This is a genomic window from Streptomyces herbicida (genome assembly GCF_032656585.1).
Classification (GTDB): domain Bacteria; phylum Actinomycetota; class Actinomycetes; order Streptomycetales; family Streptomycetaceae; genus Streptomyces; species Streptomyces herbicida.
Genome location: NZ_JAUYWJ010000011.1, coordinates 67,761 through 91,215, shown reverse-complemented (window position 1 = coordinate 91,215; position 23,455 = coordinate 67,761). Strand labels below are relative to the sequence as shown.

The following is a 23,455-nucleotide window of genomic DNA, read 5'->3' as shown; positions in this document are numbered from 1 at the left end:
CCACGACCTCCACCAGCAGTGACCAGGCGACCTAGGAGAGGGCATGTCCCCGCGTACGAACGACAACGAGCCCGCCGCGCGGCCGGACGCCGACGACGACACGGGGGACGCCGAAGCGGCGCGGACCACGGGCGGGGACGAGGCGCCGGGCACCGGAGCGAGGGGTGCTGCCGAGGGCGAGGCGGCCGCCGAGGCACAGACCGACGAGCGGGTCGCGGCCGTGCGGCGGGTCGGGGCTGCCGGGCGTCGCCGGCGGGCCGCTCGACTCGCCACATGCGCCGCCCTGTTGGCCGTGGCCATGACCGGTGGGGCGATCGCCCTCGGGACCGCCCGGGACGGGGCGCCGGCATCCGTGGCGGCCGCCTCCAGTGCCGTGGACCCCGCGTTGCTGACCAGCGGGAGCCTCGACGCGAGCATTGCCGCCCTGCAGAACCATCTCCGGTCGCAGCCGAAGGACTACGGCAGCTGGGCCACCCTCGGCCTCGCCTATGTCGAACAGGCGCGGACCAAGGGTGACCCGTCCCGCTATCCGCAGGCGGACAAGGCACTGCGGCGCTCCCTGACACTGTCGCCCGACAACGAACAGGCCCTCTGCGGCCGCGCCGCCCTTGCCGCCGCGCGGCACGACTTCAAGGGCGCACTGACCTACGCGGACAAGGTTCTCAAGGAGAACCCCTACAGCGAACGCGCCCTGTCCTCCCGTATCGACGCCCTCGTCGAACTCGGCCGGTACGACGACGCCTCGAAGGCCGCCGACACCGCCGACGAGCGCCGCCCGGGAGTCCCCGTCTTCACGCGCTACGCCTATGTGCGCGAACTGCGCGGCGAAGTCGGAGCGGCCCGGCAGGTACTGGAGCAGGCCCTGGCCGGCTCCACCTCGAAGGGCGACATCGCCTACGTCGCCGCCCAGCTCGGCCAGCTCGCCTGGAACCAGGGCGACTACAAGACGGCGCTCACCTACTACGCCCGGGCCCTTGCCGCCGACGAGAACTACCTCCCCGCCCTCGAGGGCCGCGCCCGCGCGCAGGCCGCGAGCGGCGACCGGGCCGACGCCGTCAAGGGCATGGAGGTCGTCGTCTCCCGCTATCCGCTGCCCGGCCCCCTCGTCGAACTCGGCGAGCTGTACGAGGCCCGCGGCGCCGAAGGAGACAAGGCCAAGGCCGGCGACCAGTACGCCCTGGTCGACGCCTGGATCGCGCTCGCCCGTGCCAACGGCGTCAACGCGGACCTCGACACCGCCCTGGCCGCAGCCGACCACGGCGACAAGGCCGAGTCCCTGCGCGCCGCACGCGCGGAATGGGCCCGCCGCCACACCGTGCACACCGCGGACGCCCTGGCCTGGGCCCTGCACGTCAACGGCCACGACCAGCAGGCCCTCCCGTACGCCCGCCGGGCCACCGCCACCGGCTATCGCAACGCCTCCTTCCTCTACCACCGCGGCATGATCGAACTCGCCACGGGCCACAAGAAGGACGCCCGCGCCACTCTCGCGGCGGCCCTGAGGCTGAACCCCGGCTTCTCCCCCTTGGGCGCGGCCAAGGCCCGTGCGGCACTGCAGAGCCTGGAGGCGGCCAAGTGAAGCCCCGTCGCCGACTGTTCGCCTCCGCCACGGCCGTGCTCACGGCCGCCTGCGCGCTCGCGCTCGCCCCTTCCACGAGCGCGAGCGCGCACCCCCTCGGCAACTTCACCGTCAACCGCTACGACGGTCTGGTCGCCGCACCCGGCCGGCTCCGCGTCGACCATGTCGAGGACCTCGCCGAGATCCCGGCCACCCAGGCCAAGCCCGACATCAAGCGGCTGGGCATGACCGAGTGGGCCCGGCAGCGGTGCGCCAAGGCGGCCGAGGACAGCAAGGTCACCGTCGACGGTCGTACCACCGCACTGTCCGCCGACAGCAGCCGCGCCCGGCTGCGGCCCGGGCAGGCCGGGCTCAACACCCTGCGCGTGGAGTGCCGGCTCACCGCCCGGCTCCCCAAAGGCGGCACGGTCACCCTCGGCTTCCACAGCGCGGGGGCGTCCACCGGACCTGGCTGGCGGGAGATCACCGCGCGCGGCGACCGGATGACCCTCGCCGCGTCGGACGTTCCGAAGAAGTCCGTCTCGCACGAACTCACCAACTATCCCAAGGAGTTGCTCTCCTCCCCCGCCGACACCGCCACCGCCTCGCTGCGGGTGCGCCCCGGCGGGCCCGCCCTCACCGAGGAGCGGCAGGACGCACCGGCCGCCTCCGTACTGCCCCGCGGCGCCGACCGCTGGACCCGGGCCCTGGACAATCTGGTCGCCCGTCACGATCTCACCGTCGGCTTCGCCTCCCTCGCCCTGCTCATCGCGATCGGCCTCGGCGCGATGCACGCCCTGGCCCCGGGCCACGGCAAGACCCTGATGGCCGCAACGGCCGCGGCCCGCGGCGGCCGGGCCCGGCTGAAGGACGTCCTGCCCCTGGCCGCCTCGGTCACGGTGACCCACACCCTCGGCGTCGTTGCCCTGGGCCTGCTCGTCACCGCCGGGTCGGCCGCCACCCCCTCGGTGATCGCCTGGCTGGGCATCGCCAGCGGCGTCCTGGTGACCCTGGCGGGCGTGAACCTCGTACGACGCGCCTGGCGCACCCGCGCCCGCGCGCACCACCACGATGCGCACGGGCACACCCACACGCACAGCCACGAGGAGGCGCCGGAGCGCCCGTTGGCACTGGTCGGCGCACACGACGAAGCGACGTCCACCGCGCACGCCCACGGACACGATCACGGGCACACGCACGACCACGATCATGAACACGGGCACACCCACGGGCACACGCACGACGACGGGCACGCTGAGGATCACGGGCACCACCATCAACACGATCACGACCACGACCACGGCCACGCCCACCCCCACGCGGTGGAACACACCCACGGCGGCTTCACCCACACGCACCCCACCGCCCCCACCCTGCGCGGCACGATCCTGCTCGGCTTCGCGGGCGGGCTCGTGCCCAGTCCGTCCGCCGTGGTGGTTCTCGTCGGCGCGGCGGCCCTCGGCCAGGCCTGGTTCGGTCTGCTGCTCGTCGTCGCTTACGGGGTCGGGCTCGCCCTGACCCTCACCGCGGCCGGGTTCGCGGTCGTCAAGCTGGGTACGGGAATCAACCGGGTGATGGACGGGCGCCCCCGCTGGACCACCCACCCGCTGACCGCCCTGGTGCGCCGGACCATGCCCTTGGCGTCGGCGTTCGTCGTCCTGGCTCTCGGGGCCGGATTGGTGCTCAAGGGGGCGGCATCCGCACTCGGCTGAGCTACTTTTGTGGAGATATCACGCGAGATGCCGTGGGGGGCGCCGGTGTCCGAAGAACCGGGCAGTGAACGTGTCATCGCGGGCCGCTACCGGCTCCTGTCCCCGCTCGGCGAGGGCGGCATGGGAACCGTGTGGCGGGCCCGCGACGAGGTGCTGTACCGCGAGGTCGCCGTCAAGGAGGTGCGGGCCCCGGCCGGGCTGCCCGGCCCCGACGTCGAGCGGATGTACGCCCGGCTGGAGCGCGAGGCATGGGCGGCGGCCAGGGTCGCGAACCGCAACGTGGTGACGGTGTACGACGTGGCGATGGAGGGCGGCCGGCCCTGGATCGTCATGGAGCTGATCCGCGGTGTGTCGCTCGCCGACCAGTTGGAGGCACAGGGCCCGCTGTCCCCGCAGAGTGCCGCGCACATCGGCGCGGAGGTGCTGGCCGCGCTGCGCGCCGCGCACGACGCCGGAGTGCTGCACCGGGACGTGAAGCCGGGCAATGTGCTGATGGCGAACGACGGCCGCGTGGTGCTGACCGACTTCGGCATCGCCACGGTGGAGGGCAGCTCCGCGCTGACCATGACCGGCGAGGTGATCGGCTCACCCGAGTTCCTCGCTCCGGAGCGGGCGTTGGGCCGTACGCCCGGCCCCGAGTCCGATCTGTGGTCCCTCGGCGTGCTGTTGTACTCGGCCGTCGAGGGCAGCTCGCCGTTCCGCCAGGACACCCCGCTCAGCACTCTGCGGGCCGTCGTCGACGAGGAGCTGCCGCCGGCCCGGAGAGCGGGGCCGCTCGCCCCCGTCATCGAGGGCCTGCTGCGCAAGGATCCCGCCGACCGGTTGCCGGCCGATGTCGCCGAGCGGGATCTGCGGCTGATCGCGGCGGGCGGCACCCTGCGCACCGACACGGTGCCCGTGTCGCCGTATCCGCAGACTGTCGCGGCCCAGCCGCAACGGCAGTTCCCCACACCACCGATGCCGGTGCCGACCCGGCCCGCGCCGACCGAGACGACCACGGCCACGCGGCCCGACCGCAACCGGCGGGCCGCGGTCTTCCTGGTCGCGGGGCTGGTCGCCGTCGTGCTGGCGCTGGCGGGGCTGACGTATGCACTGCTCAACCGCGACAACGGCGGTGACAAGGGGAACACCGGAGGGAGCACCAGCCGGTCGGGCAGCAACCTCAGCTCCCCCGCCCCGAGTCGCACCACCGACTCTGACACGGGTGCCCCGCCGCCCTCCCCGAGCAGCACCCCGCCCAGCAGTCGGCCGGCCCAGTCCGTGCACGTCACGGTGAGCGGTGCGAACACGGACTACTCCGGGGCCTGTCCGCCCCCGACCGAGCAGGCGCCCGCCTTCACGGCGACGTTCACGGTGGGGCGGCTGCCGGCGCAGGTGGAATACCGGTGGGTGCTCAAGGACGGATCGGTCTCCGACCCGGGGTGGAAGACGCTGTCGTTCCCCTCGGGCGGCGGGAAGTCCCAGCAGGACAAGGTGATCGTGACGACGTATTCCGAGAGCGGGACGATCCGGAACGCGATCAGCGTCGAGGTGCGCGGTCCGGTGCGTACGACGTCGAATTCGGTGCCGTTCTCGGTGACCTGCGCGACGACGGAGACCCCGACGGACGGGGCCTCCTCGCCTTCGGCCTCGCCCTGACGGGTCAGGCCACGCTGGTCAGCACGGGCAGATAGCCGCCCGACTGGCCGGCGGCGGTGGGGTGGTAGGACACGCCGATGTCGAACCATTCGAGGCTGTGCAGCCAGGAGTTGGCGGAGCAGATCTCATGGCCGCTGAAGGTGGTGCGGACGTCGGCGAACGCGAAGCCGTGGTCGGCGGCGCGCTTGGCGATCGCGGCGTCCAGGTAGTCGGCCGCGTTGTTGATCGCGGCGCGCTTGGTCTCGGAGAGGCCGATGCACGACGTGCCCAGCTTGTAGAAGCGGGGATAGCCGAGCACGACCACACGGGCGGACGGGGCTCTGGCACTGATCGCGTTGTAGACGTTGTCGAGCTTGCCCGGCAGCGTCGAGTCGACGTAGGCCTTCGCGGTGTTGATCCGGGACAGGCAGGTGCTGTCGGAGTTGAGCACACAGGTCGTCATGACATCGGCGAAGCCTGCGTCGTTGCCGCCGATGGTGAGGGAGACGAGAGCGGTCGAGGAGTTGAGCGAGCCGAGCTGATTGGCGAGCACGTCGTCCGTCCGGGCGCCCGAGCAGGCGTTGAAGGCGAACGACGACGGGGCGTGGGCTGCGTTCCACAGATACGGATACGCCTTGGTGCTGCGGTCGCAGCTCCCACTCGAACTGATGTAGCTGCCCGCTCCGACTCCGGAGGAGTAGGAGTCACCGAGCGCCACATAGCCCCCGGCCGCGGCGAGTTGGGGGGACGCCTGCGCCACCGCTGCCCCGGTGAGGGCGAAGCCGGCGGCGAGGAGGAGTGAGGACACGTATGCCGTAAGTCGGAAACGTCTCATGGAACCTCCCTTTAGCAGGATCTCTGCCACAACTGTCGTAGCAACTACGCGTGTTGACGGGAAGTGTCCATGCCAAGACTTTTGAGGCCTCAACTGGATTCGGTTACGACCGTTCATATGCCCTGCAAGATCGCCTGGCCCCTCAATGGCCACGCCCTTGACGGCCCCCGTTGGGCTGCGCGACATTGAAGCCCGGCATCCGGCGCGTCGGGGGGCAAAGTCGCCAATGCAGACCTTCCGTGTCAAGACATCTTCAACGGACGGTGCCGAGCGGGCGCGGACAGGACCGGGGAGGGACCTGTCACCGCTGCTCGCCGGGGCCGCGACAGCCGTCGGCGCGACCGGCGCACTGCTCGCGCTCACCGACGCGGGCTCACCGCTGCGCGGGCCGTTCACGCTGTTCTTCCTGCTCGCGGCGCCGGCGGCCGCCATCGCGGCGGCGCTGCGCGGGCTGGATACGTTCGGCCGGACGCTCGCGTCATCGGCCGGTGCCGTGGTCGTGAACATGCTGGTGGCGCAGGGAATGCTGGCCGTACACCGGTGGTCGGTCCGCGGTGGGGTCGTCGTCGTGACCGTGCTCAGCGTTCTTCTGTTCCTGGGGGTGCTGCTGCGGCCGGCGGATCGAATTCTCAAGCGGATCAGAGAGATCCGTTCGAGACGTTGAACAACGAGCGCCAAAGTTGTGTAACGGCCAAACCAACAAAAACGTGAGGCCTCGTTCCAGGTCTTGCCATACAGGTTCAATCGTCAATACCGTCGTACATCTCACCCGCATCGGTCCGTCATACGCGGCTCTAGGGGAGGGCTCAAGGACCGCGACGTTCCGGCGCGGGGCGCGGTAGGGGGGTGCCGTGCTCGGTGACCGCACTTGTGACCGAGTCGTGCCGCGCGACCGGCTGCCGTTTTTCCCCGGCAGCCCGGCCAGCTTTGCCAGCTCACCCGCGTGCACGGAGATCTGTTCGCCGTGCCGCACGTGAGAACCCCCCTTTCGAACCGGATACAGAGCCGGGCCGCCCAGGGGCGGGCGGTCCACCGGACGAGAGGGACAAGACTCATGAGTTCTGTTGTGCGCCCGCCCACTTCGGGCCAAGATCCGTTAATGACGGGCAAATACCGGCCGATCTCCTCTCACCTGGCCATTGCGCCGCCGGTGAGCGTGGTGATCCCCGCCATGAATGAGGCGGAGAATCTCCCCTACGTCTTCAAGACGCTTCCGGACTGGATACACGAAGTCGTTCTTGTGGACGGCAATTCCACGGACGACACCGTCGAAGTGGCCCGTGAACTGTGGCCGAAGGTCAAGGTCGTCGAACAGCGTGGCAAGGGCAAGGGGGATGCCCTGATCACCGGGTTCGAGGAGTGCACCGGCGACATCATCGTGATGGTCGACGCGGACGGCTCGGCCGACGGCAACGAGATCGTGTCGTATGTCTCCGCCCTGGTCTCGGGCGCCGACTTCGCCAAGGGCTCGCGGTTCGCCAACGGCGGCGGCACGGACGACATGACCTTCATCCGCAAGCTCGGCAACTGGGCGCTGTGCACCACCGTCAACCGCAAGTTCGGCGCCCGCTACACCGATCTCTGCTACGGATACAACGCGTTCTGGCGGCACTGCCTCGACAAGATCGACCTCGACTGCACGGGCTTCGAGGTGGAGACCCTGATGAACATCCGGGTGGTCAAGGCGGGGCTGAAGGTGCAGGAGATTCCCAGCCACGAGTATCTCCGCATCCACGGCACGAGCAATCTGCGGGCCGTGCGGGACGGGTTCCGGGTGCTCAAGGTCATCCTGAAGGAGCGGTCCAACCGGCGTGCGCTGCGGCGCCGTGAGCACCAGTCCCGGATGCTGAACACGGGCCGGGGAGAGCTGTCTTGAGCGATCCCGACATCTCCGTCGTGATCTGCGTCTACACCGAGGACCGCTGGGAGGACATCCTCGCGGCGGTCTCCTCGGTGCGCGCGCAGACCCGGGCCGCCCTGGAGACGCTGCTGGTCGTCGACCACAACCGGGCGCTCCTGGAGCGGCTCACCAAGGAGTACAAGGAGGCCGACGAGGTACGGGTGCTCGCCAACGCAGGTCCCCGCGGCCTGTCCGCTGGTCGCAACACCGGCATCGCCGCCTCGTACGGCGAGGTGATCGCCTTCCTCGACGACGACGCCGTGGCCGAGCGGGACTGGCTGCGCCGCTTCGCCGAGGGGTACGCCGACCCGCGCGTGATGGCCGTCGGCGGCCGTACGATGCCGATCTGGGCGTCGGGCCGCCGCCCCGCCTGGTTCCCGGAGGAGTTCGACTGGGTGGTGGGCTGCACCTACAAGGGGCTGCCGCCCGGCCGGGTCCGGGTCCGCAACGTCCTGGGCGGAAACGCTTCTTTCCGTCGAACGGCGTTCGACGCGGCGGGCGGCTTCGCCACCGGCATCGGCCGCGACGGCGACAAACGGCCCCTGGGCTGCGAGGAGACGGAACTGTGCATCCGCCTCACCCGCGCCCGGCCGGACGCGATCCTGCTGATCGACGACCGGGCGGTGATCCACCACCGGGTGCCCGAAATACGTGAGCACTTCCGGTACTTCCGCACCCGCACCTACGCCGAGGGCCTGTCGAAGGCCCTGGTGGCCCGGAGCGTGGGCGCGGACAAGGGGCTCGAGTCGGAACGCCGGTACACCACGCGTGTGCTGCCCCTCGGGGTCGCTCGTGGCCTGCGGGACGCACTGCTGGCCCGGCCGGGTGGCGCGGGTCGGGCGGGGGCGATCGTGGCCGGCGTGCTCACCGCGGCGGGCGGGTACGTGGTGGGGAGCGTACGGGCGCGCACAGGTGAGACCACGTTCTCCGTCGTGGAGATCGAAGGGGGGACCGGATGAGCGACACCCGCGTGCCGATTCTCATGTACCACTCGGTCGCGACGGCGCCGAACGACGCCACCCGCGCCCTGTCGGTCGCCCCGGAGGCCTTCGCGGAGCAGATGGCGCTGATCGGCGAACTGGGTCTCACCCCCGTCGGCACGGCCGAACTGGCGGCGAACTGGCGCTCTGGCGGCCCGCTGCCGGAGCGCCCGGTGCTGATCACCTTCGACGACGGCTACGAGGGCGTGCACCGGCACGCCCTGCCCGTCCTCGCCAAGCACGGCTTCACGGCGACGCTGTTCGTCTCGACCGGCTGGATCAGGGGCGCATACGACACCGGGGGCGGCCTGGACACCATGCTCGACTGGCACCAGGTGCGCGAGCTCGCGGGCGCCGGGGTCGAGATCGGCGGGCACAGCCATACGCATCCGCAGCTCGACCAGCTCGACGACGACACACTGCGGTCGGAGCTGACCCGCTGCAAGGAGATCGTCGCCGGCGAACTGGGCACGGTGCCGGCGTCGTTCGCCTACCCCTACGGCTACTCCAGCCGCCGGGTGCGCCGGGCCGTGCGGGAGGCCGGGTTCGCGCAGGCGCTCGCCGTCGGCAACGGGCTGGCCCGCCGCGGCCAGGGGCCGTACGCCCTGCAGCGGGTCACCGTGCGCCGCAGCACCGACGCCGAGGAGTTCGAGCGACTGGTCGAAGGACGTTCGATCGGCCGCAACTTCGCCCGGGACCGTGCCCTCACCAAGGGGTACGCCGTCCTCCGCAGAGCACGCCAGGTCCGCCGGAAGGCCATCCGTTCCCGTGTCTGACACGACGACCACAACCGAGGCCGCATCGCCCGGGACACAGGCGCCCGAGCAGTCGGGGCGCCGGCTCCGTCTGCCCGGCAAGGGCCGGTCGCCCGGCGGCAACCCACTGTTCCGCAACGCCTATGCCCTGATGCTCAACACCGGCATCTCCGCCGTCCTCGGGCTCGGCTTCTGGCTGGCCGCGGCCCGCTACTACACCGAGTCGGCGGTCGGCCAGGGCTCGGCCGCGATCGCCGCGATGAAGCTCCTCGCGGGCCTGACCGCGGTGACCCTGACCGGCGCCCTGGCCCGCTTCATCCCGGTCGCCGGGCGCGGCACCGGACGGCTGATCTTCCGTACGTACGCGGGCAGTTCGCTGATCGTGGCGCTCGGCGCGGGCGTCTTCCTGATGACGCTGGGCGTGTGGGGGCCGTCGTACCGCTTTCTGCACGGGCCGCTCAACGGGCTCGGCTTCATCGTGGCCGTCGTCGCCTGGAACCTGCTCACCCTCCAGGACGGCGTGCTGACCGGACTGCGCAGCGCGCCCTGGGTGCCGGTCGGCAACACCGTTTTCTCGGCCGTCAAACTGGGCCTGCTGGTCGCCTTCGCGGTGGCGATCCCCACGACCGGTGTCTTCGTCTCCTGGGTCGCCGCGATCGCCACCTCGGTGGTGCCGCTCGGCTGGCTGGTGTTCCGGCGCCTGGTGCCCCGGCACGTCAAGGCGACCGCGGAGCACACGAATCCGCCCACGCTGAAGGAGATCGGCAGATTCCTCGCCGGGGACTACACCGGCTCGCTGTTCTCGCTCGCCGTGGTCTACCTCGTCCCGGTGATCATCGCCTCGCAGGTCAGCTCCGAGGACAACGCGTACTTCTACATCACCACCACGATCGGCGGCACGGTCAATCTGCTCGCCATCAACATGGGCGCCTCCTTGACCGTCGAGGGCTCGCACGAGCCCGCCCGGCTGGCCGCCAACACCCGGGCGGCGCTACGGCGGATGGCCCGGATCATGCTGCCGATCTGCGGACTGCTGTTCGTCGGGGCACCGTGGATCCTCGGCGTGTTCGGCACGGGCTACGCGGACGCGGCGACACCGCTGCTGCGCTGGTTCGCGGTCGGCGCGCTTCTGCGGGTCGTCATGGAGACGTACTTCGCCGTGCTGCGCGCCCAGAGCCGCACCGCCGGACTCGCCTGGCTGCAGGGGCTGCTGTGCGTACTGGTCCTCGGCCTGACCCTGCTGCTGCTCCCCCGCATGGGGCTGACGGGCGCGGGCGTGGCCGAGATCTCCAGCCTGGCGGTGATCGTGACGATCGCCGCGCCCCGGCTGTGGAAGACGCTCCGGGCGGCACCGGCCGAGATCCCCGAGAGCGCGGCACCGGACGGCGACCTCGCCGACCTGGGGGCACCCGAGGTCCCGGCCGCCGCCCAGCCGCGCCGACGGGGTCCGGCCTGGGCGCTGGACTCCGACACCCTCGCGCTGGGCATCCACGTCGACTTCGACCACCTGGAGCGCCGCCCCGACGTGCGCCCCGGACCGGGCACCCCGCCCACGGGCACGCCCGTGCCGCACTCCGACGACCGGCCGACCTGGGCACTGCGGCCCCGGCCGGCCGAGGCCGTGGGACTGCCCGTCGAGACGGGGGTCCCCCCGCTCGAGCGAATCCGAGAGTGGGGGCGCGAGCCGGGCTCGGAGGCCTCGCTGGGCCCGGCCGAGGCCTCGCTGCTGAGGGAGGCCGAGGTCGACGCGCCGTTCGAGGAAGCCGTCGCACCGGAGACTCCCGCAGCGCCGGAGGACACCACGACACCACCGGACGAGGACCCGCCCGAGACAGCGGTTCCCTCGCAGCGCGACCGGCTGATGCCCACCCGCTCCGGAGTCGTCCTCGGCTGTCTGCTGATCGCCGCGCTCCTGCTCTACTGGGTGCCCGCGCTGCGGCTCGACGAGTCCGACCTGGACGAGATGGGCGGGCTCGGCCTGATCTCCGTACTGCCGCTGCCCACGCTGGTCGGGGCGGCGCTGCTGATCGCGGTGTTCGCCTCGCTGCTCTGGCTGCGCCGTGAACACCGGGCGCTGCTGCTGGTCACCCTCCTTGCGACCGTGGTGTCGCTGCACGCCCTGCCCGCCGTCATCGAGACGGAACCCCGGTTCGCGACGGCCTGGCAGCACCTCGGGTTCATCGACTACATCGACCGCACCGGGTCCGCCGTGCCGGACCTGGACGCGCGCTGGAGCTGGCCGGGCTTCTTCGCGGTGGCCGCGTTCGTCGCCAAGGCGTGCGGGATCACGGACTTCACGGAGATCATCCGCTGGTGGCCGCTCGCCGTCCAGCTCGCCTATCTGGCCCCGATGTTCCTGCTCGTGCGCCATATGCGGGCGAGCTGGCGGGCCAAGTGGACCGGCATCTGGATCTTCGTGCTCAGCGGCTGGGTCGGCCAGGACTACTTCTCCCCGCAGGGCTTCACCTATCTGCTCTACCTCGTCTTCGTGGCGATCCTCCTCGTCTGGTTCCGCGCCCCGCGCGTGATCTGGACGAAGTACCGCCCCGGTGAGGCCGAGGTGGAGCCGACGGACCGGCGTCAGCGGGCCGTGCTGCTCATGGTGCTGATCGGTCTGTACGCGGCGAGCGTCCCGGCGCACCAGCTCACCCCGTTCGTGATGCTGGGCGTGCTGGCGGTGCTCGTCCTGATCGGCAGGTCGGAGCTGCGCGGTCTGCCGATCCTGTTCGGGGTGCTGGCAGCGGTGTGGCTCGGCTTCATGGCGGAGCCGTACTGGTCCGGGCACTTCAACGACCTGTTCGGCGGGGTGGGCGGGGTCGGCAGCAATGTGTCGACCTCCGTCTCGGGACGTATCCAGGGCGGCAGTTCGACACACAAGCTGGTCCTGTACACCCGGGTGCTGCTGGCCGGCGGGGTGATGGCGTTCGCCTGCTGGGGCTGGTGGCGGCGGCGCGACCACAAGTACCGCGAGCGGTCGCTGCTGGTGCTCACCTTCGTCCCGTTCCTGGGCTTCGGCATGCAGTCGTACGGCGGTGAGATGGCGCTGCGCGTCTTCATGTTCGCGCTGCCGGGGGCCGCCCTGCTCGGTGCGCTCGCCCTGTTCCCGCGCACCGGGGTCACCGCGAAGGAACGCGACAGGGACCGGGTCAGCCTGGCTCCGCTGGCCGCGCTCATGGCGGGCCTGCTGCTCATGGGCGGCTTCCTGGTGGCCCGCTGGGGCAACGAGCCGTTCGAGCGCATCCGGCCGGGCGAGGTCGCGGCCATGGACTATGTGTACGCCCATGACAAGCCGACGGTGCGGCTGCTGTGGCTGAGCAACGACACGGTCAACAACGTGACGCCGGCGATGCCGTGGGGCACGCGGGACATGGAGCGGGTCAACTATGTGCCGACCCTGGCCCCGACCGACCCGGTCCTGGTGTCGGGCCTGGTCAAGGCGCTCAAGGACGCGGGCCCGAACTCGTACCTGATGCTCAACAGGAGCCAGATCACCTACCTCCAGATGGACGTGGGCTACTCGGCGACCTGGGAGTCCCGGCTGATCCAGAACCTCGACAACCGGCAGGAGCTGACGAAGGTCCTGGTCAACGACGACGTCACCATGTACGCGATGCGCAAGCGGCCCGCGGGCAAGGTGCCTCAGCCGGATCCCGGCCCGATCGGGCCGCAGGTGACCTGGACGCCGTGGTCGGTGGTCGGCGGGCTCGCGACGGTCGCGCTGATCCTGCTGCTCGGCGCGCGTGAGGTGGTCCGGGTCGCGGTGCGGCCCGGGGTGCGTCAACTGCGCTGGCTGCAGAGCAGTTTCTGGTTCTCGCTGCCCTTGCTGGCGGTCCTGCTGGCCTCGTTGGTGCAGCGGTTCCTGACCATGAAGTGAGGCCCGACGTGGCTCGCCGGATTACCGGGCGAGCCACTTCACCTCGTACGCGTGCATGTCGAACCGTTTCCCGTCGACCTGCGCGCTGATCGTCCGGTCGAGCGTGTTGACCACGAGGACGGCCTTGTCGCTGGCCAGCACGCGCACATGGGGCACGTCGTCCTTGGCGACGGACACGGACTCGAACCGGGTGCCGGGCCCGAACGCCTTGCCGAACCTCGCCACCAGGTCGTACATGGGCAGCTGCTTGCCCCCGTCCGCGCCGTCGGTCGGCGTCCACAGGCAGCCGGCGCAGTCGGTGCCCTTCTCCTCCTCCGGGTTCCAGTAGAAGCCGGAGGAGGCGCCGCCCTTGACCATGGCGATCATTCCGGTGGCCTGGACGGCGACGCGATGGGTCTCGGACCAGCCCTTGCGGTCGTCGTTGCCGTCGGCGGGCTCGACGTAGTACTCGGCCCACCACAGGGGCAGGTCGTGGGTCTGCCGGCGCGCCCACTCGCTCACCGCCGTGAGCTTGTCGGTGGCCGCGAACTCGTCGGGCAGCATGTCGTCGTCATTGGTGTAGCTGGAGCCGTCGACGACCACGAAGTCGGCGCCGGCCTTGTGCGTGTTCCAGTAGTCGAAGGCGTCGAGGACCCGCTGGTCCATGGCTCCCCAGGCACCCCGGAGGGTGGTGGAGGCGTCCTGTGTCTGGCGCGGGTCGACGCTGTCCATGACCAGGTACGGCCCGCCGACCATGATGTCCTTGTTCACCTTCTTCAGCGCCTTGTACACGAGGTTGTACATCGTGGTGTAGCCCTCGTAGTCCCAGCGCCCCTTGCCGTTGTTCCAGAAGCCCTTGAACTCGTTCCAGACGATGAAGTGGCGTACGTCCGGGTAGCGCCTGGCGACGGTCGCGGCGAGGTCGGCGAAGTCCTGGTAGTGGCCGGGGGTCGGCGCGGTCTCCAGGGCGGCCTGGCTCCAGTTGGTGTTGTCGACGCCCGCCTTGCCGCCCTTCATCCAGTCCGGAGAGCAGCACAGCGTGATGACCGGCGTGGCGCCCGAGTCGCGCATGAAGTCGATACGGCGGTCCATCGCGCCGAAGTCGTAGCGCCCCTTCACCGGCTCGGGGTTGTCCGCGCCCCAGCCCATGATGTGCTGGTTCTGCGGCAGCCCGCCGTTCTTGGCCAGCAGTTCCTCGACCCGCCGGGTGGCGGAGTCACTGCCCTCGTCGGCGCTGTACTGGGTGTGGGTGAAGCCCCAGCCGGCATACGGGTCGGTCGGGTGGGCCGGGGTGGCCGGTGTGCCGTGCACCTTGTCGCCGTCGCGGGTGGTGCCCGCGGTGCTTGCGCCTCCCCCGGGGAGCGTGTTGATGAGGGTCACCACGAGGGCCAGCGCGGCCATTCCCACGCCGAGCAGAGCGGTGAGCCGCCACCGCCGATTCCCCGAATTCCACCCATGACGTCCCATCAAGGACAACAGTAATGGCGAATTTCGTGTCCGGGGGAGGTGTTGGGAACACCCGGAACAAGCGGCGGAAATGCGATGCACGGAGCGCGTCGGTGCCGGATCATGGCGGCATGTCTGCGAACCCACACGACGCTCTGCCGATCCGGCTCAACGTCGACGACTCCGACTCGCCGTCCGACGTCGTCGACGCGCTGTTCCTCGGCCGCTTCGCGACGGGCGAGCAACCCTACTCGCACGCGGTCAACATCGACCGGGTGCGCTCCGGCGCGAGCCTGCTGCCGCAGGACGCCCGGGTGCTGCGTGTGGCCCGTGACGACGACCGCAGCGCGACGCTGGCCGAGGGGGACGGCTGGACGCTGCTCGTCTCCCGGTGGAACCGGGGCGCGGACGTCACGGTGACGGCGACCAGCGCCGAGCTGGCGGAGAAGGTCGTCGACCAGGCCACGGACGGCGCGGCGGACGAGCCCGAGCCACAGCCGGAGAACGTGACGATGGGCTTTTGGTACGTGTCGCCGAGACGCGGCCCGCACCGCACGACCCGCCAGATCTCCGCGGGCACCTGGGACGAGGTGCGGCCCAACTACACCACGCCGGTGGCGGAGGCCATGGACCGCCTGATGAAGACGACCCCGGAGGACATCGCGGGCCGCCTGCTGCTGCTGCACGGTCCGCCGGGCACCGGCAAGACCTCGGCCCTGCGCACGCTGGCCCGCTCCTGGCGGGACTGGTGTCAGGTGGACTGTGTGCTGGACCCCGAGCGTCTGTTCTCCGACGTCGGCTATCTGATGGACATCGCGATCGGCGAGGAGGACGCGGCGGGCAAGGGGCGCTGGCGGCTGCTTCTGCTGGAGGACTGCGACGAGCTGATCCGCGGCGAGGCCAAGCACACGGCGGGACAGGCGCTGTCGCGGCTGCTGAACCTGACCGACGGCCTGCTGGGCCAGGGCCGCAATGTGCTGGTCGGGGTCACCACCAACGAGGACCTGGAGCGTCTCCACCCGGCCGTGGTCCGTCCCGGCCGCTGCCTGGCCCGTATCGAGGTGGGCCCGCTGACCCGCCGGGAGGCGGTGGCCTGGCTGGGCAGGGAGGACGGCGTGGGCCGGGAGGGCGCGACGCTCGCGGAGCTGTTCGCGCTGCGCAGGGGCACGTCGCCGACGTCGGTGCCGGGGGCGCGGGACGGGGCGGACGCGGGGCTGTATCTGTAGGGGGCCGCCGCTGCCGGCCGGTGCTTTGATGGACGTATGACCCTGTACGTCGGCACGTCCGGGTGGCAGTACAAGGACTGGCGGGGCGTCCTGTACCCCGCCGAGGTGCCGGTGCGGCTGTGGCTGGAAGAGTACGCGCAGCGCTTCGCCACGGTGGAGATCAACAACGCGTTCTACCGGCTGCCGACGCGGGAGAACTTCGAGGCCTGGCGGGACCGGTTGCCGGACGACTTCGTGGTGGCGGTGAAGGCGAGCCGGTACCTCACGCACATCAAGCGGCTGAAGGACCCGGCGGAACCGGTGGACCGTCTGATGTCGCATGCGGCCGGCCTGGGCGCCCGCCTCGGCCCGGTCCTCCTGCAGCTGCCGCCGACCCTGCGCTTCGACCCCGGTCTGCTGGACGCCTGCCTCGCCTGCTTCCCGTCCGGCACACGGGTCGCGGTGGAACCCCGGCACGATTCATGGTGGACGGCCGACACCCGCAAGGTTCTCGAGTCGCGGGGCGCCGCCCTGTGCTGGGCCGATGTGCAGGCCCACCCGGTGACCCCGCTGTGGCGCACCACGGACTGGGGCTACGTCCGCTTCCACGAGGGCCGCGCCCGGCCGTGGCCGCGCTACGGCCGCCGCTCGCTGGAGACCTGGGTCGACCGCGTCGCGACGACCTGGTCCGACGGCCACGACGTCTACACGTACTTCAACAACGACCCCGGCGGGGCGGCGGTGGAGGACGCGAAGGTCTTCGGCAGACTGGCGGCGGGGGCAGACCTCACGGTGACCCGCACACCGCAACTGAGCTCACGCCGCTGAACGCCCGCCGCTGATCACGGCCGATACCAACGGTGCCGAACCCGCCTCACCCCTCCCCATAGACCGCCCGCAAGGCATCCCGCACGGCGGCGAGCGCCGACTCCTCATCAAGGCCGAGCCTGCGCACACGCTCGACGTAAGCCTCCGCGGCCACGCAGACCTCACGCAGACCCGCACACCGCAACCAAGCCCACGCCGCTGAACACCCGCCGCTGAACACGGCCGATACCAACGGTGCCGAACCCGCCTCACCCCTCCCCATAGACCGCCCGCAAGGCATCCCGCACGGCGGCGAGCGCCGACTCCTCATCAAGGCCGAGCCTGCGCACACGCTCGACGTAAGCCTGCGCGGCGGACGCCGCCTCACGCACCGCTGCCGAGCCGGCGGCAGCCACGAACGTGCCGTTGCGCCCCCGGGTCTCGATCACCCCGTCCGTCTCCAGCGCCCGGTACGCCTTGGCCACCGTGTTCACCGCGAGCCCCAGCGACTCGGCCAGCCCCCGCACGGTCGGCAGCCGATACCCCACGGGCAGCGCCCCCGACCGCGCCTGCTCGGAAATCTGCGCCCTTACCTGCTCGTACGGCGGCGCGCTGTCGTCGATGTGGATCTTCAAGGTCACGGGGCCGATTGTCCCGCACCCACCGGAAAATGAGAGGCATCCCGACACGGGTCCGGCCTAGCGTGCACCCTCATGACAGTGATCGTGCGCGACCTGAACCCAGACGTCCCGGCCGACGCCGAGGGCTTTGCCAGAGTTCGCCATCTCGCCCTTCCGTACATCCTGTTCACCCCCGACTCGGTCCGTCACCTCCTCACCCGCAGCCATCCCGACGCCCACTTCCGCTCGCTCGTCGCGGTCGAGGACGGCGAGGTGATCGGCACGGCCCAGGTCGCTGTCGCGCACGACAGCCCCGATCGGGGCCAGGGGTATCTCAACGTCTACGTGCGCCCGGACCGGACCCGCCGCGGTGCCGGCCGACTCCTCGTGCGGGCGGGCGAGGAGCACTGCGCCGCCGTCGGCGTGACCAAGGTGTTCAGCTGGATCCTGGACGAGCCGGCCAACCGTGCCTTCGCCGAGCGGCGCGGCTATACGAGGGGCCGTCCCGCCCATTTCCTCCGCCTCGACCTGGCGAACGGCACTCTTCCGCCGCTCCCCGGCGTCCCCCAGGGCGTCGAGCTGCGCACGGCCGCCGACTTCGCGGACGATCCGCGGCCGTTGTTCGACCTGGACGCGGAGACGGTCACGGACGAACCCGGTGAGGTCGCCATCGAGTTCACGGACTACGACGCCTGGCTCGAGCAGACCTGGAAGCATCCGCTGCTGAGCCGCGAGCTGACCCTGGCCGCGGTCGTCGACGGCCGTCCGGTCGCCTTCAGCGTCGCCTACACCGACGGCGCCACCCGCTACGCCACCGCGATGACCGGTACCGTCCGTGCTCACCGCGGCCGTGGCCTGGCCAAGCTCGCCAAGATCCACTCCCTGTACCGGGCCCGCGCCGCCGGCGTCACCGAGGCCTTTACGGGCAACGACGCCGGCAACGACCCGATGATCGCGATCAACAAATGGCTCGGTTACGAGATCTGCGCGACGGAGGTGCGCTATGTCCGCGAACTCGGCTGAGCGGGCGACCGCCGTGGCCGTCGTGCTCGTCAAGGGCGGCCGTACGAAGATCCGTTACCCGGCGGAGCTGCTCGGCGACGACGGAGTGCGCGTGTCCGTTCGGGCCCCCTTTGCGGGCGAGGGCGTGCGCGACTTCGGCTTTGTGCGCTTCGAGCCGGGCGATGTGTTCACCGAGCACTACTGGCGCGACCGCTGGTACTCCGTGAAGGAGGTCCGCGCCGGCGACGGCACGCTCAAGGGCTGGTACTGCGACATCACCCGGCCCGCGACGCGCTCCGGCACGGAGCTGGTCGTCGAGGACCTCGACCTGGACCTGTGGCGCTCCGCCGACGGAACGGACGTACGGCGCCTGGACGAGGACGAGTTCGCCGAGAGCGGTCTGGCAAAGACGGACCCGAGGGCCGCCGCTGCCGCCCTGGCCGCCCTCGACGAGCTGGAGTCACTGGCCCGTGAGGGCGGCATCGAGGCGCTGACGGCCTGACGCGGCGCCACCGGCCCGACGCAGCGCCGGGCGGCTCACATCGTCGCCACCACGGCGTACCGCTCGTCGTCCACCCGTCTTCCCCACAGCCGTGCGTCCTCCGACAGCCGCTCCACGCGCACGTGCCCGGCGAGCGGTTCCAGGAGGCCGACGAGCCGGTCGGCGGGTATGCCGACCGGAGTGACCGTCCCCCACACGCCCTCGACCAGCACGAGCCGCCCTCCCCCACTGCCGAAAGCGTGGGAGGTACCCCCAGGCCGCAGCAGTCCCCACCAGTGCCGCAGGACGCGGGCTGGGTCGGGCAGCGTCCACAGCACGTGCCGTACCAACAGGACGTCGTAGCGCTCCTCCCCCACCGGAGGTGCCGCCGCGTCGCCGACGAGGAACACCGCGTCACGCCCGGCGAGCTTGGCGCGGGCCTGCTCCACCATCGGCGGGGACAGGTCGACGCCGGTCACACGGTGTCCCCGCTCGGCGGCGAGGAGCGACAGGCTGCCCGTGCCGCAGCCGAGGTCGAGGACGTCGGCTGGGTGTCCGGGGAGCCAGTCGGTGAGCCTTTCCGCCCAGGCCGCGCGCACCTCGGGGTCGCGCAGGCCGTGGTCCGGCTCGTCGTCGAAGGCGGCCGCCTCGGTGTCCCAGTCGATCGCGTCCGCACCCACCGCAGCCAATCGGTCACTCTCGTTCGTCATGGCCCCAGAGTGACACCCGCCACTGACAGTCCAATCGTGACAGCGGCCACTGACAGACCGGGACCGATGAGGAACTCTCGCCGAAAGCGTCTACCTCCGTGAGGCAGCGGAACCCGGTAGGCACCAAGGAGGCAGCCATGCGCCGCACGACCGTGCAGAAGCCCCTGAAGAGGACCGACAACAGCCGACGGTGCCGCGACGAGGTCGACGAGCGCCCCGCGGGACGCCCCGAGGTGCGCAAGGACGTCGCACGCGTCTGGTGGCCCGACGGCTGACGCCAACGGCGCGTCACTCCAGTCGCTTGCGGTAGTGGAAGCGGTCGTACGGACCGTCGAGGCGGCGCTCCACCACCTCGTATCCGAACTTCGGATAGATCTTCTGGTTCTCCCACATCATCGCGTTCGTACAGAGCCTGACCTCGGGCAGGCCGAGGGCACGCGCGCGTGCGTCCACGAACTCCAGCAGCCGCCGTCCCACTCCCCTGCCGTGCGCATCGGGGTGGACGGCGATGCTGTCGAGAAACAGATGGTCCTCGTGCGCCTCGACCACGACGAGGCCGACCACGGGCTCGCCCGTCACGAACACCCGCCCCGCGGCCACGTTTGCCGCGTGGTCCGCCCGCATGGGCGCGGGAACCACTCCGATGCGCTCGATGTAGTGGTGGTACGCCGCGTCGGTCACGGACTTCACAGCCGCCACATCGGCGGCCGCGGCCGGCCGGATCTCGTCGTTCTCCATGCCACGCACGCTACCTACCTCAGTACAGCCTGAGCACTCCCTTAACGGCACCATAAGGATCTCCATCACCCGCCTCCAGCAGGCGATTTCGCGGTTTCTTGCGGCTAGTTTCTGATCGCCCCCACGGGATCCCCCACCCGGGATCCGCCCGCACGAGGACCGTTCCGAGGAGTTCCCCATGCCCGCACGCCGCAAGGCCGCCGCCGTCGCCGCCCTCGGACTGACCCCGCTCGCGCTGACCTCACTCGCCGCCGCGCCCGCCTTTGCGCACGGTTCGATGGGCGGCCCGGTCAGCCGGGTGTCGCAGTGCTACGCGGAGGGTCCGGAGAGTCCGAAGTCGGCGGCCTGCAAGGCGGCGGTCGCGGCCGGCGGCACCCAGGCTCTCTACGACTGGAACGGCATCCGGATCGGCGACGCGAACGGGCGCCACCAGCAGCTGATCCCGGACGGCAAGCTGTGCAGCGCGAACAACACCGAGTTCAAGGGGCTCGACCTGGCCCGCGCCGACTGGCCGGCGACGAGCGTGCGCAGTGGTTCGTACACCTTCAAGTACCGCGTGACCGCCCCGCACAAGGGCACCTTCAAGGTCTATGTCACCAAGCCCGGCTACACCCCGTCGAAGCCGCTCGGCTGGGGCGATCTGGATCTGGCGCACCCGGTGGCGACGGCCACGAACCCGGTCGCCTCGGGCGGTTTCTACACGTTCTCCGGCAAGCTCCCCGAGCGCTCCGGCCGGCAGCTTCTGTATGCGATCTGGCAGCGGTCGGACAGCCCGGAGGCGTTCTACTCCTGCTCGGACGTGGCCTTCGGCGGCACGAAGGGCGGTGGGAGCAACGGTGGCGGTACGGCCGGCGGCAGCACCCCGGCGCCGGGCGCCTCCGCGCCCTCGGACGAGCAGATCGAGGCCGGTGCCGACAAGTCGACGATCGAGCACCACGGTCACGGGGACGACGACGCCAGTACGTCGGCGGAGCCGACGACCCGCGCCGAGGCCGGCCCGGCCAACGCGCCCGAGGCCGCCGGTACCTCCAGGAAACTCGCCGAGACCGGCGCGGACGGCAGCACGCCGTACCTGGCGATCGGGGGTGCGGCCGCCCTGGCGCTCGGCTCCGCCGCCGCGTTCGCCTCGGTCCGGCGGCGTGCGATCAGCGGTGGCCGCGACGGCCACTGAACAAGGCTCCGGGGCCTGACCGGCGGCTCAGGCCGGACAGGCCCCGGCGAACGTCAGCTGAACACCGACGCGCAGGTGGTGGCGGTGGCGTGTGCCGGGTCGAGCGCGTTGGCCACTTCGTGGAAGGCGATGCGGTCGAGGAGCCCGATCGCCACGTGTTCGGAGAGGTCGAGCGGACACAGGTCCTGGAGCAGGACGTTGTTGACGTCCGAGCCGCTCAGGTACTGGCTGCGCCACGGCGTGGCCACCTCGTCGTACTTGGTGGCGATGACCGTGTAGTGCACTCCGGGGACGGTGTCGCCGCCCGCGTTGAGCTTGGTGAGGAAGTCGGATCCGGCGATCTGGTCGGCGAGGCCGGGGATGGTGGCCTTGATCAGGTCTTCGGCGCCCGGGAAGTACGGCAGCAGGTTGGTGAGGCCGTTCAGGTTCGTCCCGTGGTTGTCGGGGGCGAGGCCGACGAGGGCGTTCACCTTGGCGGCTCCGCCGAGGAACTTCAGGTAGTAGCGGGGCATCATGCCGCCCTGCGAGTGCCCGACGAGGTCGGCCTTGGCGGCTCCGGTGGCGGAGAGCACCCTGTCGACGTAGTCGGACAGCTGCTGTGCCGACTTGTCGATGGGGCCGAGGCCGTAGAAGAGCGGGACGCCGGACAGTTGTCCGTAGTCGAGGGAGAAGACGCAGTACCCGCGGTCCTTCAGGTACGGCGCGAGGGACAGCCAGTTGTCGATGGAGTTCCCCAGGGTGCCGTGGACCAGCACGACGGGGCGGGGGTGGCTCGCGGACGGCTTGCACGAGTAGTCGTTCCAACCGCTGCTGGGGGCGGTGGAGGCGTGGGCGGTGGCGGCGGGGACGGTGGCCACGACTGCGGCCAGGAGCAGCGCGGCGAGGGGTCTGGCGACTCTCTTCCAGGGCAGCATCGTGTGATCTCCTTGCGGCTCAAGGGAGTTGCGACGGCCTTACGCCCTGTGATCCGGATCACGAAGGATGCTGTTCACTCGTCAAGTTACGGGCGAGTAGTGCAAGTGTGAAGTTACGCGTCAGTAAAAACTTCCAGTGATAACCAGCGACCCGCTGGACCACTGCCGGACCGTCACCAAGCAGGCCTGACAGGACCGTAGGGCGCGATACGCGCCAGCCGGTCCCGCAACACGCGCACTTCACCTTCGCCCAGGAGTTCGACCCACGCCCCCACCGCCTCGGCGGCCGCTTCCTCCGCGGCCCGGGTGCAGGCCCACCCACGCTCGGTGAGCACGATCAGCCGGGCCCGCGCGTCCTCGGGATGCGGGCGCCGCTCGGCGTACCCCTTGCGCACGATCTCGTCGACGAGCTGGCTGGCCGCCTGCTTGGTGACCCCGAGATGCGCGGCCAGGTCCGTCACCGTGGCCCCGTCCGGGGCGAGCCGCGCGAAGGCGAAGCCGTGCGCGGGCCGCACCCCCTCGAAGCCACGGGCGACGACCCCGTCGTTGATGCGTTGCGTGAGCTCACCGGCGACGGCGAGCAGGGCGGCGGACAGGGCCATGGCTTCGGAGTTCTGCACGGAGGCATTGAAACACCCTTGACGGATTGGTCAAGCAGCTTGACCATAGAGGGCGTACGGTCAAGCTGCTTGACCACTTTCGCTTGGCCGCTTTCCGCATCGGAGAACCGCAGAACCGGAGGTCGCACCATGCCCGTCGTCCGTTCGTCCGAAGCCGTGACCCACGAGATCCACGGCGCCCGCTTCGTCTCGTACGCCACCCCCCTCGCCGGCAGCAAGGAACTGTGCGCCTGGCGGGGCGAGATCCCGGCGGGGACCGAGGCCCCCGCCCACACCGTCACCCGTGAGGAGATATTCCATCTGCTCGTCGGCGACCTTCTGATCACCCTCGACGGCCGCAGCGAGCGGATCGGTGCCGGCGACACGGTGATCATCAACCCGGGCACGGCCTTCGCCGTCGAGAACCCGACCGATCACACCGCGATCTCCTGGGTCACCACCTCCATCGGCCTGGAGGCGGAGCTGGCCGACGGCACCCGCATCACGCCGCCGTGGGCCAACTGACGCCCGGCTGACGCCCGGCCGAAGGGG

The 23,455-nt window shown here is 70.9% G+C and carries 22 protein-coding genes; 15 read left to right on the top strand and 7 right to left on the bottom strand.

Features of this window, described 5'->3' with window-relative positions; genetic code table 11:
* Positions 1-43 precede the first annotated feature (43 nt).
* Genes Q8A52_RS23345 through Q8A52_RS23335 form a run of 3 tightly spaced genes read left to right on the top strand, consistent with a single transcriptional unit; the run spans position 44 to position 4,908 of the window.
* The gene (locus Q8A52_RS23345) at positions 44-1,579 is read left to right on the top strand and encodes a tetratricopeptide repeat protein (RefSeq protein WP_316754776.1); all 1,536 of its coding nucleotides are present in this window, start codon (positions 44-46) and stop codon (positions 1,577-1,579) included.
* Complete coding sequence (locus tag Q8A52_RS23340; RefSeq protein ID WP_316754775.1) at positions 1,576-3,270, top strand: urease accessory protein UreH domain-containing protein; 1,695 nt, start codon at positions 1,576-1,578, stop codon at positions 3,268-3,270. Before Q8A52_RS23345 ends, Q8A52_RS23340 begins: the two co-directional genes overlap by 4 nt.
* Before the next feature lie 27 nt (positions 3,271-3,297).
* On the top strand, positions 3,298-4,908 hold the full coding sequence (locus Q8A52_RS23335; RefSeq protein ID WP_316755243.1) for a serine/threonine-protein kinase: 1,611 nt from the start codon (positions 3,298-3,300) through the stop codon (positions 4,906-4,908).
* Between the two features lie 4 nt (positions 4,909-4,912).
* Here Q8A52_RS23335 and Q8A52_RS23330 read toward each other — a convergent pair whose 3' ends face one another.
* Complete coding sequence (locus tag Q8A52_RS23330) at positions 4,913-5,722, bottom strand: SGNH/GDSL hydrolase family protein (protein ID WP_316754773.1); 810 nt, start codon at positions 5,720-5,722, stop codon at positions 4,913-4,915.
* Positions 5,723-5,948: 226 nt separating this feature from the next.
* Here Q8A52_RS23330 and Q8A52_RS23325 point away from each other — a divergent pair, with 226 nt between their 5' ends.
* From Q8A52_RS23325 to Q8A52_RS23305, 5 genes are all read left to right on the top strand, one after another.
* Positions 5,949-6,386 (top strand): hypothetical protein, encoded by a 438-nt coding sequence (locus tag Q8A52_RS23325; protein WP_316754771.1) that lies wholly within the window; start codon positions 5,949-5,951, stop codon positions 6,384-6,386.
* A 390-nt stretch (positions 6,387-6,776) separates the two neighbouring features.
* The gene (locus Q8A52_RS23320; protein ID WP_316754769.1) at positions 6,777-7,598 is read left to right on the top strand and encodes a glycosyltransferase family 2 protein; all 822 of its coding nucleotides are present in this window, start codon (positions 6,777-6,779) and stop codon (positions 7,596-7,598) included.
* The gene (locus Q8A52_RS23315; RefSeq protein ID WP_316754768.1) at positions 7,595-8,581 is read left to right on the top strand and encodes a glycosyltransferase family 2 protein; all 987 of its coding nucleotides are present in this window, start codon (positions 7,595-7,597) and stop codon (positions 8,579-8,581) included. Before Q8A52_RS23320 ends, Q8A52_RS23315 begins: the two co-directional genes overlap by 4 nt.
* Positions 8,578-9,378, top strand: a complete 801-nt coding sequence (locus Q8A52_RS23310; protein ID WP_316754767.1) for a polysaccharide deacetylase family protein — start codon at positions 8,578-8,580, stop codon at positions 9,376-9,378. Before Q8A52_RS23315 ends, Q8A52_RS23310 begins: the two co-directional genes overlap by 4 nt.
* Positions 9,371-13,231 carry a lipopolysaccharide biosynthesis protein gene (locus Q8A52_RS23305; RefSeq protein WP_316754765.1) on the top strand — a complete coding sequence of 1,287 codons (3,861 nt, stop codon included), beginning with the start codon at positions 9,371-9,373 and terminating at the stop codon, positions 13,229-13,231. The genes Q8A52_RS23310 and Q8A52_RS23305 overlap by 8 nt, the downstream gene beginning before the upstream one ends.
* Positions 13,232-13,252: 21 nt before the next feature.
* On the opposite strand, the gene Q8A52_RS23300 is transcribed toward Q8A52_RS23305, so the two are convergent.
* On the bottom strand, positions 13,253-14,677 hold the full coding sequence (locus Q8A52_RS23300) for a GH39 family glycosyl hydrolase (protein ID WP_316754763.1): 1,425 nt from the start codon (positions 14,675-14,677) through the stop codon (positions 13,253-13,255).
* Between the two features lie 110 nt (positions 14,678-14,787).
* On the opposite strand from Q8A52_RS23300, the gene Q8A52_RS23295 reads away from it, so the two are divergent.
* Both Q8A52_RS23295 and Q8A52_RS23290 read left to right on the top strand, forming a co-directional pair.
* Positions 14,788-15,882, top strand: a complete 1,095-nt coding sequence (locus Q8A52_RS23295) for a DUF5925 domain-containing protein (protein ID WP_316754761.1) — start codon at positions 14,788-14,790, stop codon at positions 15,880-15,882.
* 36 nt (positions 15,883-15,918) lie between these two features.
* Entirely contained in the window at positions 15,919-16,689 is a 771-nt protein-coding gene (locus Q8A52_RS23290) for a DUF72 domain-containing protein (RefSeq protein ID WP_316754759.1), read from the top strand.
* 248 nt (positions 16,690-16,937) lie between these two features.
* Here the strand turns inward: Q8A52_RS23290 and Q8A52_RS23280 are convergent, their stop codons facing one another.
* Complete coding sequence (locus Q8A52_RS23280; RefSeq protein WP_316754757.1) at positions 16,938-17,309, bottom strand: GntR family transcriptional regulator; 372 nt, start codon at positions 17,307-17,309, stop codon at positions 16,938-16,940.
* 72 nt (positions 17,310-17,381) lie between these two features.
* Between Q8A52_RS23280 and Q8A52_RS23275 the strand changes: the two genes are divergently transcribed.
* Positions 17,382-18,311 (top strand): GNAT family N-acetyltransferase, encoded by a 930-nt coding sequence (locus Q8A52_RS23275; RefSeq protein ID WP_316754755.1) that lies wholly within the window; start codon positions 17,382-17,384, stop codon positions 18,309-18,311.
* On the top strand, positions 18,292-18,792 hold the full coding sequence (locus tag Q8A52_RS23270; protein WP_316754753.1) for a DUF402 domain-containing protein: 501 nt from the start codon (positions 18,292-18,294) through the stop codon (positions 18,790-18,792). The genes Q8A52_RS23275 and Q8A52_RS23270 overlap by 20 nt, the downstream gene beginning before the upstream one ends.
* A 35-nt stretch (positions 18,793-18,827) precedes the next feature.
* Here the strand turns inward: Q8A52_RS23270 and Q8A52_RS23265 are convergent, their stop codons facing one another.
* Positions 18,828-19,481 carry a class I SAM-dependent methyltransferase gene (locus tag Q8A52_RS23265; protein WP_316754751.1) on the bottom strand — a complete coding sequence of 218 codons (654 nt, stop codon included), beginning with the start codon at positions 19,479-19,481 and terminating at the stop codon, positions 18,828-18,830.
* Positions 19,482-19,618: 137 nt separating this feature from the next.
* Between Q8A52_RS23265 and Q8A52_RS23260 the strand changes: the two genes are divergently transcribed.
* A complete protein-coding gene (locus Q8A52_RS23260) occupies positions 19,619-19,756 on the top strand; it encodes a hypothetical protein (protein WP_316754749.1) in 138 nt (45 codons plus the stop codon).
* 13 nt (positions 19,757-19,769) lie between these two features.
* On the opposite strand, the gene Q8A52_RS23255 is transcribed toward Q8A52_RS23260, so the two are convergent.
* Positions 19,770-20,219, bottom strand: coding sequence for a GNAT family N-acetyltransferase (locus Q8A52_RS23255; RefSeq protein ID WP_316754747.1), 450 nt, complete (start codon positions 20,217-20,219; stop codon positions 19,770-19,772).
* A gap of 178 nt (positions 20,220-20,397) precedes the next feature.
* Here Q8A52_RS23255 and Q8A52_RS23250 point away from each other — a divergent pair, with 178 nt between their 5' ends.
* Positions 20,398-21,390, top strand: a complete 993-nt coding sequence (locus Q8A52_RS23250; RefSeq protein ID WP_316754745.1) for a lytic polysaccharide monooxygenase auxiliary activity family 9 protein — start codon at positions 20,398-20,400, stop codon at positions 21,388-21,390.
* A 53-nt stretch (positions 21,391-21,443) separates the two neighbouring features.
* Here Q8A52_RS23250 and Q8A52_RS23245 read toward each other — a convergent pair whose 3' ends face one another.
* Together Q8A52_RS23245 and Q8A52_RS23240 are read right to left on the bottom strand one after the other, a co-directional pair.
* The gene (locus tag Q8A52_RS23245) at positions 21,444-22,304 is read right to left on the bottom strand and encodes an esterase/lipase family protein (RefSeq protein WP_316754743.1); all 861 of its coding nucleotides are present in this window, start codon (positions 22,302-22,304) and stop codon (positions 21,444-21,446) included.
* Positions 22,305-22,477: 173 nt separating this feature from the next.
* Positions 22,478-22,924 (bottom strand): MarR family winged helix-turn-helix transcriptional regulator, encoded by a 447-nt coding sequence (locus Q8A52_RS23240; RefSeq protein ID WP_316754741.1) that lies wholly within the window; start codon positions 22,922-22,924, stop codon positions 22,478-22,480.
* A gap of 129 nt (positions 22,925-23,053) precedes the next feature.
* Here Q8A52_RS23240 and Q8A52_RS23235 point away from each other — a divergent pair, with 129 nt between their 5' ends.
* On the top strand, positions 23,054-23,428 hold the full coding sequence (locus Q8A52_RS23235; RefSeq protein WP_316754740.1) for a cupin domain-containing protein: 375 nt from the start codon (positions 23,054-23,056) through the stop codon (positions 23,426-23,428).
* Positions 23,429-23,455: the final 27 nt, after the last annotated feature.

Coding starts and splice junctions, on each gene's coding strand:
- Q8A52_RS23290 (WP_316754759.1), top strand. CDS start 15,919: ATGACCCTGTACGTCGGCACGTCCGGGTGGCAGTACAAGGACTGGCGG.
- Q8A52_RS23270 (WP_316754753.1), top strand. CDS start 18,292: ATGTCCGCGAACTCGGCTGAGCGGGCGACCGCCGTGGCCGTCGTGCTC.
- Q8A52_RS23300 (WP_316754763.1), bottom strand. CDS start 14,677: ATGGGACGTCATGGGTGGAATTCGGGGAATCGGCGGTGGCGGCTCACC.
- Q8A52_RS23335 (WP_316755243.1), top strand. CDS start 3,298: ATGCCGTGGGGGGCGCCGGTGTCCGAAGAACCGGGCAGTGAACGTGTC.
- Q8A52_RS23265 (WP_316754751.1), bottom strand. CDS start 19,481: ATGACGAACGAGAGTGACCGATTGGCTGCGGTGGGTGCGGACGCGATC.
- Q8A52_RS23330 (WP_316754773.1), bottom strand. CDS start 5,722: ATGAGACGTTTCCGACTTACGGCATACGTGTCCTCACTCCTCCTCGCC.
- Q8A52_RS23325 (WP_316754771.1), top strand. CDS start 5,949: ATGCAGACCTTCCGTGTCAAGACATCTTCAACGGACGGTGCCGAGCGG.
- Q8A52_RS23345 (WP_316754776.1), top strand. CDS start 44: ATGTCCCCGCGTACGAACGACAACGAGCCCGCCGCGCGGCCGGACGCC.
- Q8A52_RS23250 (WP_316754745.1), top strand. CDS start 20,398: ATGCCCGCACGCCGCAAGGCCGCCGCCGTCGCCGCCCTCGGACTGACC.
- Q8A52_RS23275 (WP_316754755.1), top strand. CDS start 17,382: ATGACAGTGATCGTGCGCGACCTGAACCCAGACGTCCCGGCCGACGCC.
- Q8A52_RS23245 (WP_316754743.1), bottom strand. CDS start 22,304: ATGCTGCCCTGGAAGAGAGTCGCCAGACCCCTCGCCGCGCTGCTCCTG.
- Q8A52_RS23255 (WP_316754747.1), bottom strand. CDS start 20,219: ATGGAGAACGACGAGATCCGGCCGGCCGCGGCCGCCGATGTGGCGGCT.
- Q8A52_RS23260 (WP_316754749.1), top strand. CDS start 19,619: ATGCGCCGCACGACCGTGCAGAAGCCCCTGAAGAGGACCGACAACAGC.
- Q8A52_RS23295 (WP_316754761.1), top strand. CDS start 14,788: ATGTCTGCGAACCCACACGACGCTCTGCCGATCCGGCTCAACGTCGAC.
- Q8A52_RS23235 (WP_316754740.1), top strand. CDS start 23,054: ATGCCCGTCGTCCGTTCGTCCGAAGCCGTGACCCACGAGATCCACGGC.
- Q8A52_RS23320 (WP_316754769.1), top strand. CDS start 6,777: ATGAGTTCTGTTGTGCGCCCGCCCACTTCGGGCCAAGATCCGTTAATG.
- Q8A52_RS23310 (WP_316754767.1), top strand. CDS start 8,578: ATGAGCGACACCCGCGTGCCGATTCTCATGTACCACTCGGTCGCGACG.